Origin of the sequence: Pseudomonas wuhanensis, assembly GCF_030687395.1 — a bacterium.
Classification (GTDB): Bacteria; Pseudomonadota; Gammaproteobacteria; order Pseudomonadales; family Pseudomonadaceae; genus Aquipseudomonas; species Aquipseudomonas wuhanensis.
Genome location: NZ_CP117430.1, coordinates 4,396,057 through 4,410,414, shown reverse-complemented (window position 1 = coordinate 4,410,414; position 14,358 = coordinate 4,396,057). Strand labels below are relative to the sequence as shown.

Genomic DNA, 14,358 nt, shown 5'->3' with positions numbered 1-14,358 from the left:
TCCTGCAACCGCCCAGGTTCATTCGCAATTAATCCCGGTTTGCGGGCCGGATAGACGCAATTAATTCCGGTCGAAAAACGCGATGATTGCAGGTCGGCGTGTTTATGAATGCAGGTCGCTACAACTACGCCGCATGCTCAAACGCCAGGTACAGCCCTTCCTGACTCCCCGATTTCAGCGCCTTCACGGTTTCGAGGCCCAGGCCGAAGCCCTCGGCCAGATCCGCCGCGCGGAATAGCTCGGCCGCGGTGCTGGCCTGGGCGATGGCGCCCAGCCGTTTCAGCGCCTGCACCTGCACCGCGTACGGCAGGTTCAGCGCCGCCAACGGGTCGTGTTTGTCATGCCCGTCGCGCGCGCTCATTCGAGTTGCCTCCAGTCGCCTTCCTCGACATGAAAGATCAGCCAGCCGCTGCCGTCGCTGCCGCGATCGCCCTCAAGAGGGCAGCCTACGGCTGCAAATTGGTCCGTGGAGGGTGTCTCAGATTTTGTGTAAACGGGATTTCTGTAAAACCGACAACAGGCGATCTTCGAACTGGATACTGAAGCGATTCAAGGCCGCTTTCCAGTCCCGGATCGGCATTGTCCACTTCTTGCTGATGTTGTTCAGCGCTAGGTAAAAAAGCTTCATCACCGCCTCGTCAGTCGGAAATGACGCACGGGTTTTGATCACTTTGCGCAGGATCATGTTGATCGATTCGATGGCATTGGTGGTGTAAATCACCTTGCGGATCTCGGCTGGATAATCAAAAAACGGGATCACCCGTGCCCAGTTTCGACGCCACGACAGGCTGATCGATCGGTACTCGGCGTCCCATTTGGCTTCAAATTCGCAGAGCCGTTGCTCAGCCAGCTCGGCGGTGGTCGAGGTGTAAATCAGCTTGAGATCAGCCGCGACTTCCTTCTGCCGCTTCCACGACACGAAGTTCAAGCTGTCGCGCACCATGTGCACGATGCACAGCTGAACGACGGCTTTCGGGTAGCGGCGCAGCGGAATAGGCCGTTTACCGGATAGTAGGGGCCGAAGCGCTCGCCCTCATATTCGGCGTACAACTCATTGTCGAACAGGCCCCACAACAGAATTGCATGGTCGCCGGCCATGCCCGGATCAAGTTCATATTGTCAGTGACAGCGCTCAGCTTGGAAACGCACGGCAGCACGATTGCTGGCAGTTCGACATCTCTCCGTCCGACCTCAAACGCATCGACAAGCAGCAACTGACGGCTACACCAACCACGCTGCTGGCGAACCCACGCATTGGCGAACGTCTGGAAGAGTTCGAGCCTCGTGATGTGCGGCGAATTCAGGTCGGTCATTACGAGATGCGCTACGAGATAGCTAAACCAGTCCGTCATTTGCAGATAATCTGAGCCGAAAAACAGGATAAACGCGAGCCGCTACACCTAGGGCTGGGGGTTATGCGGCTGACCATAATAAGGTTATGTGGTCGAGAAAGTGGAACCTGATGGCGTCTGAAACCACCCACTGTGGTCAAGAAAGAAGGTGGTTTGATGGACAGCCTACATATCAGCGGACTCTCGGGCAATGTCGTGGCCTCCGGCATCGATGCGGTGCACCAGTTTGCGATTGCTGGAACGGATCACAAGGTCAATGCCCTGTCGTTGCGATGGTTGGGCCAAGCCAGTGCTTCCATTGGCGGGCGTATCGTTGCCGATATCAAGAATGGCAAGATGTTCCAGATGGCCTCTCGCGGTGCCGCTGTTTTTGGCACTCCGGCGTTTTCGGATCGGGGGGTGACATGTCGGCCCCAGCTCAACTTCAAGGCGGGCGAGCACCAGGGCCTGGACCTTGTCAGCGTGGACATGGAAGACGATGCCGGCCGTAAGAGCCATTGGGGGGCTGCGCCTGGGCATGAGCCGCAACCTCCATCGATGCCTCGCCAGGCGCCACTTGGATCGCGCCAACTCATACGCAACCCTCTCATTGCGACACAACTGGCGTTCCAGGCATCGTCTCACCCCAGCTTGAGGGCGAGCGCAGTGGTTGGCAGCCAGACGCCGACGCAATCCGTGCCCGACAATGGAGCGCTTCCATTGCCGCCCCGACTGGCGCCGCGAGGGCCGCGACAACTGACGAACCATCCTCGAGCTGTCTCAGAGCCAATGCCCCAGGCAACGCGCCTGTCTGACTTGAAGTCGACGAGCTTTCTGGGTGGCCATATTTCAGCAGAGCCATTAGCAACTCGTCCGGCCAAAATATCAGTTCAACAACTGATAGAAAAGCTTCGTGCCGAAACCGTACCGCCCCAGCAGCAGCGGGTGAACCTACGCCGGACCACTGAGCCACCCCAGATGGGCACAGATGAGTTTTCCGCTATACGCATGCAGCTCCCCTCGGCATTACGGCCAGGTGCATCCGCCGTGCGTCCGAGAGCGGGTGAGCCGAACAGCGCCATGGAGGCGCGTATGCTCTTTATGTCGCCTGCCACCGTGTTCGGTGTCAGCTCGTCGGAAGCGGCAAAATTCAGTAATTTGCAGCCCATGAATTCGCAATTCTACGGTGAGGAAAGGGACGAAGTATTCGGTACCTCGGTCACGTACTTGAACATGCAGGATCGCGCCCGTTTCAAAGTGACCATTCGCGATGGCAAAGTTTTCGATGCCGACGGCAAGCCTTTTGAAACCCGTCAGGCATCGACGGCGTTCAAGGTCAACAAGGGCCGGGCGATTTTTGTCATGGATGCACAGGGTTTGATCTACATCTCGAATGAGCAAACCCGAGGCAAATTTCACCACTCCAGCTTTTTCGCCGGCCAACCGGTCGCGGCGGCGGGGGACATCGGTATTGAAAACGGTGTCATCACTGCCATTTCCAGAAAAAGCGGTCACTATCGGCCAACCCTCGAGCAACTGAATCAAGTTGTGCAACAATTGGCCGATCAAAACGTATCAGGAATCTTCGTTGATGAAGACCTCAGTTAATCTTAATTTTTTGCGCATTCCCATGAGCATGCTTTACGACATCGCCCAGCCGGAGGTTTTCCCTGGGTTGTCACCCGCGCAAACCGAACGGCTGACTCAGGAATACACCCCGGATGAGCTGGCCGGCATTCTTCAGGCGCTGGATTATGCGCAGCAGAACCCATCGTATGACTTCAAGGCGCTGATGCCGGACTTGCCCCATGGCAACGTTCAGATCAGCGAGTTTCTGAAGCGCATGCGTCTGTCGATTCCGCTTTAACAGGTCAGGCGGAACCGAATCGCTCTCAGACCACTCAAGACTCTCGACTCAAGGCCGTGAGTCAACCCACGGATACACGCCCCCGGCCTCGGTGTTCATGGCCGTCAACGGTACCGTAAGGACTCTATAACCGATGCCAACGCGTATTTCTTCCACCAGCCCGCAGCCACCCGCGGTTGTGCCTGACGCGATACCGGCCCTCATTTCGACTCTAACGACAGCGACACCAGCGTCATCCGAGAATCGTATCGATCGTAGGAATGAGACAGGTGCGCTGATCCCGGGGGGCAAGCCTGGAGACAAGATCTCATTGTGTCGCAGCGCCATTGAAGCATCAGCCCCACCGGGCAAGAGCGGATTAGAGCGTCTTCCCCTGGAGTTGGTACAGCATATTATCAGTTACTTAGCCGGTGGCTCAGCGGGTGATACGGCCGTGGGGATACGCGCCATCAAGTTGAGCAGCAAATTTTTAAACAAAGCGGTATATCCGTCGGTCAATGCGCATTACCTTTTTCTGAAGCAAATGCTACCCCACTTCGATCGCCTCATAACCCAGATACCAATTCACCAGATGAATAACCACATGCTGGCGTTGATGGGGCTTAAACAGCGCCAGGCGCTGGTCACAGCCGCCCTCCGCCTGCCCGACGCCGACAAGGCCGAGGCAATCGCCGGGTTGGGCGCTGGGCTGGAGGCGCTCGACACGGACCAGCGGAAGGCGCTGGTCACGGCCGCTCTCGGCCTGCCCGACGGGTTGTACAAGGCTGAGGCAATCGCCGGGTTGGGCGCCGGGCTGGCGGCGCTCGACCCGACGCAGCAGGAGGCGCTGGTCAGGGCCGCCCTCGACCTGCCCGGCGAGTTGTACAAGGCCGTGGCAATCGCTGGGTTGGGCGCCGGGCTGGCGGCGCTCGAACGGTCGCAGCAGGAGGCGCTGGTCAGGGCCGCCCTCGACCTGCCCGGAGGGTTGGGCAAGACCCGGGCAATCGCCGGGTTGGGCGCCGGGCTGGCGGCGCTCGAAACGGACCAGAGGAAGGCGCTGGTCACGGCCGCCCTCGGCCTGCCCGACGGGTTGGGCAAGGCCCGGGCAATCGCCGAGCTGGTCAAGGGTTATCAAGATTCGAAGGTTCGTGACTATCTTCGTTGAGGGGCAGGCCGATACCGTCAAGAGGCCGAGATGCGCAATTACGTTATTGACGCGGCTGCCTGAGAACAAGGTTCTGAGCGGAGGTGGTAGGGCTTACGTTGGTTCGGTTCCATTGCGCCCCAAACCCCTTGAACTGTTCCATGCCAAAGCGCACGAATTCAAGTCGCTGTTCAACAATACGCTGGACCCCGAACGGGCGAGCGAGTTGCGCGACAAGATGCTCGCGGCCGGCATTCCACTGTGAGGCAAAACCGCCATCCGTCATTTGCAGATAGCGTGAGCCCGTCGCAATGCAATGCGAGCCCGCGCCGTGGAATGCAAGCTCATTTGCAATTAATGTGAGCCGGCGGCTTTGGCTGGTTGCAGTTAATGTGAGCCGGAAATGCCGATGTATGCGAGCCAGCGTGTTTTCAAACGCGAGCCGCTACATCTATTTGATCGAGGATATCTACAGCCGCAAGGCCGTGGGCTGGGAAGTCTACGAAGCCGAGAGCGGCGAAAAAGCCGCAGCGTTACTACAGAGAAGCGTCACGCTTGAAAAATGCTGGCGTCAGCCTCTGGTGTTGCACTCGGACAACGGTGCGCCGATGAAGTCGGTGACGCTGCTGACCAAAATGTATGACTTGGGCATCACGCCATCGCGCGGTCGACCACGGGTGAGCAACGACAACCCGTACTCGGAATCACTGTTCAGAACACTCAAGTACTGCCCTCAATGGCCGCACGATGGATTTACCAGCGTGGATGATGCGCGTATCTGGGTGAGGAATTTTATGACCTGGTACAACACCGTGCATCGTCACAGCCGAATCCGATTCGTAACCCCGGCTCAACGCCACGACGGGAAAGACAAAGAAATCTTGGCGCGCCGGGACGCGATCTATGGGCTTGCCCAAGAAAGAAGGCCGGAGCGGTGGTCGGGTGAAACGCGTAACTGGAACCCGATCGGGACGATGTATCTGAACCCTGAAAGGGAGCTGACCGTCGTGGTAAAAGTCGCGTCAACCGTCCAACTATGCTGCTCTTTTCTCGTCCTGATACTCCCGATCCGGGTTCAGCATCACCGTTCCTATTGGCGCCCAGTTTCGCGTCTGACCTGACCAGCGTTCCGAGCTCTTCTCCCAGGCTCGTTCGTACAGCTCATGCCGTCGAGCCAGGATCTGATGATCCAACCCGCGATGGCGCTCTGACGGCGTGACGAAGCGGATCCGGCTATGCCGGTGCTCGTTGTTGTACCAGCGCATAAAATCCCTCACCCCGACCCGTGCGGCATCCAGGCTGGCGAAGCCTGCCTGCGGCCATTGGGGCAATATTTCAGCGTTCTAAACAGCACTCCGAGTACGGATTGTCGTTGCTCACTCGCGGTCGGCCACGGGACGGCGTGATGCCCAGGTCGTACATCTTGCTCAACAGCGTCACCGATTTCATCGGTGCGCCGTTGTCCGAGTGCAGCACCAGCGGTTCGTGCAAACACTGCTCACCGATCACGCTGCGTTGCAGCAGTACCGCGGTCTTCTTCGTAGACCTCCCAGCCCACGGCCTTGCGGCTGTAAATATCTTCGATCAAATACAGGTAGTAATACTTGCCGCGTACTGGCGACGGCAAATATGTGATGTCCCACGACCACACCTGGTTCGGGGTTTGTGCGGCGTGCGTTGTCGGTGCTACGTAGCGCCGGGGTCGCTGGCTCCGGCCTCGATGCTGTTGCTGGCCCGTCGCACGTAGGACGCGATAAAACGTCGACTCCGACGCCAGATAACGCTGTTGGTCAGCCAGAAGCTGCACGATCTGACTCGGTGGCAAATGGGCGTACTCAGAGCTGTTACACAGCGCCACGATCGCTTGGCGTTCGATCGCGCTCAAGGCATTACGCGGCGTAGGCCGCACGGTGGTCGTACGGGCATCGGCTTGAATTTCCTGAGTCTCACTCCACCGTTGCAAGGTTCTGAGCGACAGCCCCACCTCCCGGCACGCCTTGATTCTTCGAGCCCCGGCCAAGATCGCTTCGATCAACCAAGCCACCAGCAACTGCCGTTCCGGCAAAGAGGTCAGTTGTCCTCGCTGTCGATCCCCCAGTAATCGTTGAGCTTTTTTCGCAGCACCAACAACGCGGCGGTCTCAGCCAGCGCCTTGTCTTTGCGGCGCAGTTCACGCTCAAGTTTCTGGATGCGTTTCTTGTCTTTACGCGCTTGTTCGCGGTCGTCTTTTTGCTGGGATTTTTCAGACTTCTGGCCACTGATAAACGCTTGCCGCCACGCAACGATCTGCTCGGGGTAAAGTCCTTTGCGTCGGCAATACTCGCCCAAGTCGATCTCGGACAAACCAGCGGCTTCAAGGACGACAGCGAACTTGGTTTCGGCTGACCAGTTCTGGGGTGACGGCTTGGTTTCGGACACTACATTCCCTTCGGATCTGGCCTGTTTGCGCCAGTTGGACAGCGACATATCGCTGACCCCTTCGCGCCGAGCTACCTCGGCCATCGTCAGGTTCAACGGGGGAAGCAACATCTTGAGCAATGCAGCTTTGCGTTCAGGTGAATAGTACGGCACGAACAGTCTCTTTCCGCCCCCGATATGCATTTTCAGGAAAATTCGGAGAGGCGACAACTATCCTGACACCGGGGGGATGCACGCCCACCTGTTTAGCAATGCTGGCTTGGCTCTCTTTGGCCCTCAGGCCAGCCTCAATCTGGTAACGTTGGCCCTGAGTCAGCTGCCGGTAAGGCGTGGTCATCTGCGCTTGAATCCTTTGGTGTGAGAGCCTGGATTCTACCAGTGGCGGGCTCTCTGCCTCTCGTTTCAAGCGTTTCACTTATTCTATGAATTCAGGTGCTAAAAACTCAATACGACTTTATAACCAACCTGCTTATTCTCAACCGTTGGGCTGGAATGCGGTCCGATGACAGCATCGAGGCAGTCAATGCATGGTTGAGCATTGACGGCAACGCTGTCCATGTCCGTGAACGGAGCAGCATCCGGTAAAGTGCGGCCCCCATTTGTCTGCGTCCAAAGGAGGCTGGCGTCTTATTTGTTGTGTTGCGGATCGAAAATTGAACGGGTTATCGCACGAATAAGAGGAACAATTTCATTAACGTCAGTATCTGCGGGTAGTTCAAAGAATTTTGCCGAAGCCAGGTCCCGCCTTTCTACCGAATGGTTTCTGTCGGCACGGGAGAGCGCATCGCGGACGCCGTTTGCATCGTAGTCTGTGCAATAAACTGCTGTTCCAGGTTGCTGGCGCCAGGAGTCGCACAGACCGCCCGCATCAACAACATCAAATCCTGCAGCGTCGACAAGCCCAAAAACGAGCGCCTTGGCTTGCTCGTCGTCGCCACCGACCGGCAGAGCGATCCGTCCGTCAGTGCCCGGAGGTAGCCCTTCGGTCGTAAGACTCTGAAAGCTTATCGTGTTAAACGCTTTCACTACGGGCCGTCCAAGTTGCTCACAAACCCAAAGGCTTTCGAGGGTACCTTGTTCAAGGAGATCAATTTTCCCATCCCTGAATGGATAGTAGTTGCATGTATCGATGATTACTACGTTTTTGGGAACGCCATCGAACAAGCTTTCGAGACAGACAATTGCTTTCGTAGGAATCGCGACAATCACGACGTCCACGTCCTTTACCGCATCGGCGGCGGTCACGGCAGTCGCACCGACTTCGGAGGCGACTTCTTTGAGTGAGGAGGGGCTCCGAGAGTTCGCTAGCTTTACCGTATGCCCCACTTGGCTGAATTTGCGTGCCAAGGTCGATCCGATTTGGCCTGCGCCGATGATGCCGATTTTCATGGTTACTTCCCGTGAGAAAAATCTAAACGCTACCGTCAAGCAGCTCGTAGCGTTTAATATGATTGGCACCCGACCTATTCACAAGTACGCACTAAAAAGTCAGTAGCACTCTAATAGGTAAATCACGATGAATGACGGGCAGTGTAACGATCCAGGCAAACGCACCATTTGTACCGAGGCTACGATTGATGCACTCCGACGATTAGAGGGAAAATGGAAACTCGTCATTCTTTCCGAGCTCTTTGCCACAGAACATCTTCGTTTTTCTCAACTGGAGCGAGCTATATACGGAGTGACGCAGAAAATGCTGATCCAGCAGCTCAAGCAACTTGAGAAAGATGGGCTCGTGCGACGGACCGTTTATCCTCAGGTCCCTCCTAAAGTGGAGTATTCACTCACTGATTTCGGCCACGCACTCGCGCCGGCGATGATAGCGTTAAGAAAATGGGCGCAAGAAATACAGTCCAGCGGTGAGACCACCATTTCCGAAGGTCTCAAAAAACCTTCGTAACTGTCAGCGATAAGGTGTCAATGTGTCTTGCCTGCTGCCCGGACCAGATGTATCCGGTTTTTGCTGCCCGGGCCACGCTCCCCTTTTTCTTAAAATCAGTGCGCAGCACGCAACACACTAGGCGCCACCCCAAAGGCATTCCGGAAGGCCCTGCTGAAACTGGCGCTATCGCTGAAGCCGTTCCTCAGTGCGACTTCAGTCAAGCTGGGGGCGTCAACGCCGACAAGGAGCACATCGTGTCGGGCATGTTCTAGCCGGATTTGCTTGATAAAGCCCGCAGGGGTCATGTCGTGATCGCGGAACATCTGATAAAGCGAGCGGCGTGAAAGTCCTAGCGCCTCGGCAAACTGCGAGATGGAGTAACCACCATCATCGAGATGCTGCTCTACCAATACGCGCGCGCGGGCAAGACGTGCGCTTCCATGCGTCGGCGCCAGCGGCGTACCATCAAGGCTGTCCAGCAACGTGTGAAACACCAAATTGACCGCATGCTCGACCACTCGTGAAGCCGAGCGAGCATCGCCTTTGGCGTGAAACAACGAGCCAAGACCCGCGGCGGCGGCGTTGAACGCATCATTGAGCATCAGTGGCCGCCCGCTAAGCTCGGCAGCAAGACCTTTCCAGCGCGGCATTTGGTCAATCCCAAAAACTACTGTAAGGGCGTTGTAATTCGTCCCGCTCTGCAGGCGATAGGAACTTGAGAATGGGACGATCATCGCCTGTCCCGCGCATATTTCAGTGCGCCCGGCAGCGTTCTCGAACCAAGCACTGCCACCAAGTTGCCAGACGAGTTTATAGAACTTCCCCATACCCTGATCGGCCGCCGTTCGAGCCAACGCCTCAACGATGATGTTTCCAGTACGCACGTGGGCGATAGGGAAACGGTCAGCCATTCGCGCTCGGATTCGACTGTCACAAGCGTTTGAGTCTGGCAATTCGACAGACACAGTTGGATAGGCGCGCCTGACACTCTCGAAAAAGACGTCTTTGGTCGTGCTCAAGAGGAAAGTCTCTGCACGATCGCGCCGAGCGGGGCAAGACTTGAAGTTGTCATGATTCATCCCCTGTATCGACGTCAGCACTTTTATCGTCGCGGCAGACACTATGTCATATCTGCTGGTGATCAAGAGGCCGGTATTGTCCTGCAACACTTAAATCTGCACTGCCTGACAATTTTTCGCACCCTCCGACAAGCGCCAAAGTGAGCGCCAGACCGAAGATGGATTTCATCCGCGAGGTAGGCCCGATGTGATCGAAGCCTTACCGCGAACGCTTGCCGCGTGAGAGCGCACACTTTCTGGGAATTCATATGAACGATCGACTCCCCCCCACACTTCTTGACCCTGCAGTGTGGACTGACAATGTGTTTACAGGTCAATGGGAGAAGGGGAAAGAGCAAGCCGACATTTTCGAGCCCGCTACCGGCGGTTCCCTCGGTCGCATAGCAATGGCGGATCCGGTACGGGTGACCGAGTCTGCTGCGGTCGCTCGACAGGCTCAAGTAGAGTGGGCAGCGCAGCACCACGAAGTGCGAGCAGCCGTGATCCGCCGTGCCGCGTCGCTGGCGGAGCATTATCGTGACGAAATTACCGATTGGTTGGTTCGAGAAAGCGGCTCGACCCAGGGCAAGGCCGCGTTCGAGGCGTCGGTGAATATCCGTCTGCTGCAAGAGTGTTCTTCACTCCCTTCGCGAGCGGTTGGCGAAATACTCCCCTCGGTGCCGGGCAAGTTGAGCCTTGCGCGTCGTCGCCCCCTGGGCGTCATAGGGGTCATTTCACCATTCAATTTCCCGCTCTGTCTCGCCATGCGCGCTGTGGCCCCAGCGCTGGCGTTGGGCAACGCCGTGGTACTCAAACCCGATCCCCGCACGGCTGTCAGCGGCGGTTTTGTCATCGCCAGGCTCTTTGAGTTGGCTGGGCTTCCCGCCGGGTTACTGCACGTACTGCCGGGGCATGCGGCAGCTGGTGAGGCCCTGGTCTCGGACCCCAATGTGGCAATGATTCAGTTCACAGGGTCGACGGTTGCAGGCCGTAAGGTCGGTGAGCTGGCCGGACGGCACTTGAAAAAGGTCTCGTTGGAGCTGGGCGGCAAAAACTCGCTGATCGTGCTGGAAGACGCCGACCTGGACATCGCCGTGTCCAATGCGGCTTGGGGCGCTTTCCTGCACCAAGGACAAATTTGCATGGCGTCTGGCAGGGTTCTGGTGCAGCGCACCGTCTATTCACTTTTTATCGAGAAGCTGGTGGAAAAAGTGCGAGGCATGACGATGGGCGATCCTGCGCTTGCCAATGTTCATCTCGGCCCATTGATCAATGTGGCGCAGCGCGATCACGTGGCCAAAATAGTAGCTGACGCCTGTGCGGCAGGCGCGAGGCTGGACATCGGAGGCAGTCACGAAGATCTGTTTTTCGAGCCCACCGTGCTGAGCGAAGTCACATCGGACAATCCGTCATTCAACCATGAAATATTTGGTCCAGTGGCTGTTGTTACACCGTTCGACAGTGACGAGGAAGCCGTCGAACTGTGCAACTTCACCGAGTATGGCTTATCAGCCGGCATCATCTCAAAAGATGTGGGGCGTGCGTTGCAACTCGCTGAGCGCTTACACACCGGGATGATTCACATTAACGATCAAACCGTGAACGATGAGGTCATCAACCCTTTTGGCGGGGTCGGAGCGTCTGGCAACGGTTCAAGTATTGGCGGCGCGGCCAATTGGGAGGCGTTTACCCATTGGCAGTGGGTAACGATTAAAAGCGAGGCACCGCTGTATCCGTTTTAATCCATTGATGGCCGCTGCTGCTACTTGACCTGCCGTTGGCGCAAACCAGCAGGCAGGTAGGGCGGCCACAGGACGTGCGCAATGAACGTTTCCTCCCATGATTGCAGCCTTGAAGTCACCGCCTTAAAAGCTGGCGCTGCGGCACATTCGCTATTTTTTGGCGAATTCGAGCTCTGTCCCAACCGCCTGTTGTTGCTGAAGGGTGGACGGTCGGTCAGTCTCAACCATCGAGCGCTGCATTTGCTGGTCGCTCTGGCACGCCGTCCTTTCGAATTGATTGAAAAGGATGAACTGACTGCCTGTGCCTGGCCCGCTCGGGTCATGGAAGAATCCAGTTTACGAACGCAAATCGCAGCCTTGCGACGCGCGTTGGGCGCTTCAGTTGATTGCCCCTATGTGGAAACCGTGGCGGGTCGAGGTTATCGGTTCGTAGCCACGGTCAGCGGTCAACGGCAGGCCATGTTGCCCTGGCCCGATTTGCCACTGAGCATCGGGCTGCCGAGGATCGAGGCCGCTCTCATCGATCGTTCCGAGCAACCGAAGCTTGTCGGTCGGCGAGTTCTTCATGGCCGCTTCATTACGATTACAGGGTAAGCGTCCGAACTACACCGCCTTGCAACTCAAGCCTTAATCCGTTTAAACCACTGATTTACGCGCTCGCACTCAAATACCGCGGGATCAAAAACATCGCCATGCCATTTAACCATCGCGTCATGCTCTGGATGATCGGGGTTGGCCATCGCCTCCAGGAACTCCTCGTAACCAGGCCCGCCACCCACGTCTTCTGGTGGGCAAGCATTGGCGCCCTCGATGCAGTACGGCACCTGAGGACAGGCAATGGCGGGTAGCGTTTTTTCGACCTTGATACGGTGATGCCAACTGTCACCAAAGTCGTAAAGATAATTAAATGTCTGCTTTCCGCTCATCGCCTTGATCAGCGTTTACGGGCTTCCGGGTTTACAGTCGGCCCCCAACCATCAGGGTCGGGCATGCCGTAATTCTCACCGGCAATTTCAAACTCATGCAGATGGCTATCACTCCAGCCCATCACAACCTGGATGACATGGTGCAGTTTGCCCAAGGTAATGTTTTCAGGCACCGCGAACCGACGCCAGATCGTCGGAGTGATCCACTTCAGCTCAATGTGCAGCAGCAACAGGTCGGGGACGGGTTTGGGTAAGCGGACAGTTTTAACCATGGATCAGGCGGCCTCGCAGTGTTCAGTGTGGTTCAAGGAAATATTCCAGGGCAGTAACTCGCTCACCCGATTGATCGGGTGCTCGGCAATGTGCTCAAGCACGTAGGTCAGATACGCCTGTGGGTTTAACCCGTTTAGCTTGGCAGTACCCACCAGGCTATAAATCGCAGCAGCCCTCTCGCCGCCGTGGTCAGAGCCCACGAACAGGTAATTCTTGCGGCCCAAGGCCACAGCCCGAAGGGCACGCTCGGCGGCGTTGTTGTCGATTTCGATTCGGCCGTCATCGCAGTAGCGCGTTAAAGCCTGCCACCGGTTGAGGGCATAGAGGATTGCACCGCCCAATGTCGATTTTTTCGACAGTTGAGCCAGCGTCTGGTTAAGCCACGCGTGCAGGTGCTCCAGCAGTGGACTTGCCCGACTTTGCCGAACCGTTTTTCTCTGATCGGGCGGCTGTCCCCGGATCTCGCTTTCGATGGCATACAGGGCCGCAATCCGCTGCAGCGCCTCGCCAGCAAGTGGTGAAGCCTGGTCTTTGTAGGCATCGTAAAACTTGCGGCGGGCGTGAGCCCAGCAGGCGGCTTCTTGAATGGTGCCTGTCGCATACAGCTGAGCAAAACCGGCGTAGCCGTCAGCCTACAAAATCCCGCTGAAGCTCTTGAGATGAGCACGCGGATGTTGCCCCTTGCGATCCGGCGAGTAGGCAAACCACACAGCCGCCGGCGTCGTGTAACCGGCAGGCCGGTCGTCGCGAACGTATGTCCATAGGCGAGCCGTTTTGGTTTTGCCGTTGCCCGGTGCAAGTACACCAATCGGTGTGTCGTCGGCATGAACTTTATGGCCGCTCATGACATGACGCTCAAGGGCGTTGATCAGCGGCCTGAGCAATTGACTGCTCTGGCCGACCCAGTCGGCCAGCGTTGAGCGCTCCAGATCCACGCCCTCACGGGCGTAGATCTCGGATTGTCGATACAGGGGCAAATGGTCAACAAACTTGGAGACCAGCACGTGGGCCAATAGCCCAGGGCCTGCAAGGCCTCGGGCTATCGGGCGACTCGGTGCCGGTACACCGGTGAATGAGTCACTGCCCCCATCCGCCGCTGGCCACTATCCGGCAGCGTTCAATCCTTCGCCAGGATTCGGCCATCCAGCATTCACGTCAAACGCACCGCAAAACGCGCTGAGGATTCGGCAAATGGTGCCGGACCCACGGGATCCGACGCAGATGATTTTCCAAAGCACGCTGAGGAAGCGGCAAAGCCGAGCCCGAGAGACCCTAAGGGCTGCAGCTGAAACAAAACATTCGTAACGCTGGTTTCGGGTTGGTTCCGGCTGGGGGCGAAATGCCCCCCAGCATGGGGACTGTTTCAGTCGCAATTAATCCGAGCCTGAAATAGCGTTGATTGCAAGCAGCTACAGCTAAGGTTTTCCAACCTGCCGTAGCCGGAGCTCGCCCATCATTGTGCGTCGCTATAGCTACAGCGACCCTACAACAAAGACCAGGACTCGCCACCCGGCTCTACGACTGACCGTAATTGGAACCACCTGCGTATTCGAACCACAAATAACCCGCACTACCTTATATTGGCAGCCGCATCAACACCCTCTCATCAGAGGATGCTGATTCTCCATGATTTACGAAGGGCACTCTGTGCGCTCACTACTAGTTAAATATTAATCAGGGTAAAATTAAATGGGTATCTGTTGCTCAAGTAATTCGATAGCTTCAAATTACGAAATGG

The 14,358-nt window shown here is 56.9% G+C and carries 11 protein-coding genes and 6 pseudogenes; 9 read left to right on the top strand and 8 right to left on the bottom strand.

The window, feature by feature from the left end; all coding sequences use genetic code 11:
* Window positions 1-124: 124 nt before the first annotated feature.
* Together PSH88_RS20385 and PSH88_RS20380 are read right to left on the bottom strand one after the other, a co-directional pair.
* Window positions 125-361, bottom strand: coding sequence for a hypothetical protein (locus PSH88_RS20385; RefSeq protein ID WP_305422277.1), 237 nt, complete (start codon window positions 359-361; stop codon window positions 125-127).
* Window positions 362-478: 117 nt separating this feature from the next.
* Window positions 479-979: pseudogene (locus PSH88_RS20380) on the bottom strand (transposase); the annotation flags it as partial.
* Between the two features lie 100 nt (window positions 980-1,079).
* Here PSH88_RS20380 and PSH88_RS30370 point away from each other — a divergent pair.
* The 6 genes and pseudogenes from PSH88_RS30370 to PSH88_RS20350 all read left to right on the top strand — a co-directional run.
* On the top strand, window positions 1,080-1,367 hold the full coding sequence (locus PSH88_RS30370) for a type II toxin-antitoxin system RelE/ParE family toxin (protein WP_348529739.1): 288 nt from the start codon (window positions 1,080-1,082) through the stop codon (window positions 1,365-1,367).
* A gap of 141 nt (window positions 1,368-1,508) precedes the next feature.
* Window positions 1,509-2,939, top strand: coding sequence for a hypothetical protein (locus tag PSH88_RS20370; protein ID WP_305483344.1), 1,431 nt, complete (start codon window positions 1,509-1,511; stop codon window positions 2,937-2,939).
* A complete protein-coding gene (locus tag PSH88_RS20365; RefSeq protein WP_305422274.1) occupies window positions 2,923-3,198 on the top strand; it encodes a hypothetical protein in 276 nt (91 codons plus the stop codon). The genes PSH88_RS20370 and PSH88_RS20365 overlap by 17 nt, the downstream gene beginning before the upstream one ends.
* Before the next feature lie 454 nt (window positions 3,199-3,652).
* Window positions 3,653-4,342 (top strand): hypothetical protein, encoded by a 690-nt coding sequence (locus PSH88_RS20360; RefSeq protein ID WP_305422272.1) that lies wholly within the window; start codon window positions 3,653-3,655, stop codon window positions 4,340-4,342.
* Complete coding sequence (locus PSH88_RS20355; RefSeq protein ID WP_305422271.1) at window positions 4,326-4,586, top strand: hypothetical protein; 261 nt, start codon at window positions 4,326-4,328, stop codon at window positions 4,584-4,586. Before PSH88_RS20360 ends, PSH88_RS20355 begins: the two co-directional genes overlap by 17 nt.
* Before the next feature lie 181 nt (window positions 4,587-4,767).
* Window positions 4,768-5,319, top strand: a pseudogene (locus PSH88_RS20350) (transposase); the annotation flags it as partial.
* A 36-nt stretch (window positions 5,320-5,355) separates the two neighbouring features.
* Here the strand turns inward: PSH88_RS20350 and PSH88_RS20345 are convergent.
* From PSH88_RS20345 to PSH88_RS20330, 3 genes and pseudogenes are all read right to left on the bottom strand, one after another.
* Window positions 5,356-6,892, bottom strand: a pseudogene (locus PSH88_RS20345) (IS3 family transposase).
* 73 nt (window positions 6,893-6,965) lie between these two features.
* A pseudogene (locus PSH88_RS20340) lies at window positions 6,966-7,076 on the bottom strand (helix-turn-helix domain-containing protein); the annotation flags it as partial.
* Between the two features lie 290 nt (window positions 7,077-7,366).
* A complete protein-coding gene (locus PSH88_RS20330) occupies window positions 7,367-8,128 on the bottom strand; it encodes an NADPH-dependent F420 reductase (RefSeq protein WP_305422269.1) in 762 nt (253 codons plus the stop codon).
* Between the two features lie 127 nt (window positions 8,129-8,255).
* On the opposite strand from PSH88_RS20330, the gene PSH88_RS20325 reads away from it, so the two are divergent.
* Window positions 8,256-8,639 carry a winged helix-turn-helix transcriptional regulator gene (locus PSH88_RS20325; RefSeq protein WP_305422268.1) on the top strand — a complete coding sequence of 128 codons (384 nt, stop codon included), beginning with the start codon at window positions 8,256-8,258 and terminating at the stop codon, window positions 8,637-8,639.
* A 95-nt stretch (window positions 8,640-8,734) separates the two neighbouring features.
* Here the strand turns inward: PSH88_RS20325 and PSH88_RS20320 are convergent, their stop codons facing one another.
* A complete protein-coding gene (locus tag PSH88_RS20320; protein WP_305427034.1) occupies window positions 8,735-9,700 on the bottom strand; it encodes a helix-turn-helix domain-containing protein in 966 nt (321 codons plus the stop codon).
* Between the two features lie 248 nt (window positions 9,701-9,948).
* On the opposite strand from PSH88_RS20320, the gene PSH88_RS20315 reads away from it, so the two are divergent.
* Entirely contained in the window at window positions 9,949-11,421 is a 1,473-nt protein-coding gene (locus PSH88_RS20315; protein ID WP_305422267.1) for a benzaldehyde dehydrogenase, read from the top strand.
* A gap of 81 nt (window positions 11,422-11,502) precedes the next feature.
* Window positions 11,503-12,015 (top strand): winged helix-turn-helix domain-containing protein, encoded by a 513-nt coding sequence (locus PSH88_RS20310; RefSeq protein WP_305422266.1) that lies wholly within the window; start codon window positions 11,503-11,505, stop codon window positions 12,013-12,015.
* A 26-nt stretch (window positions 12,016-12,041) separates the two neighbouring features.
* Here the strand turns inward: PSH88_RS20310 and PSH88_RS20305 are convergent.
* Together PSH88_RS20305 and tnpC are read right to left on the bottom strand one after the other, a co-directional pair.
* Window positions 12,042-12,619, bottom strand: a pseudogene (locus tag PSH88_RS20305) (plasmid pRiA4b ORF-3 family protein).
* Window positions 12,620-12,622: 3 nt separating this feature from the next.
* A pseudogene (gene tnpC / locus PSH88_RS20300) lies at window positions 12,623-13,699 on the bottom strand (IS66 family transposase); the annotation flags it as partial.
* Window positions 13,700-14,358 lie beyond the last annotated feature (659 nt).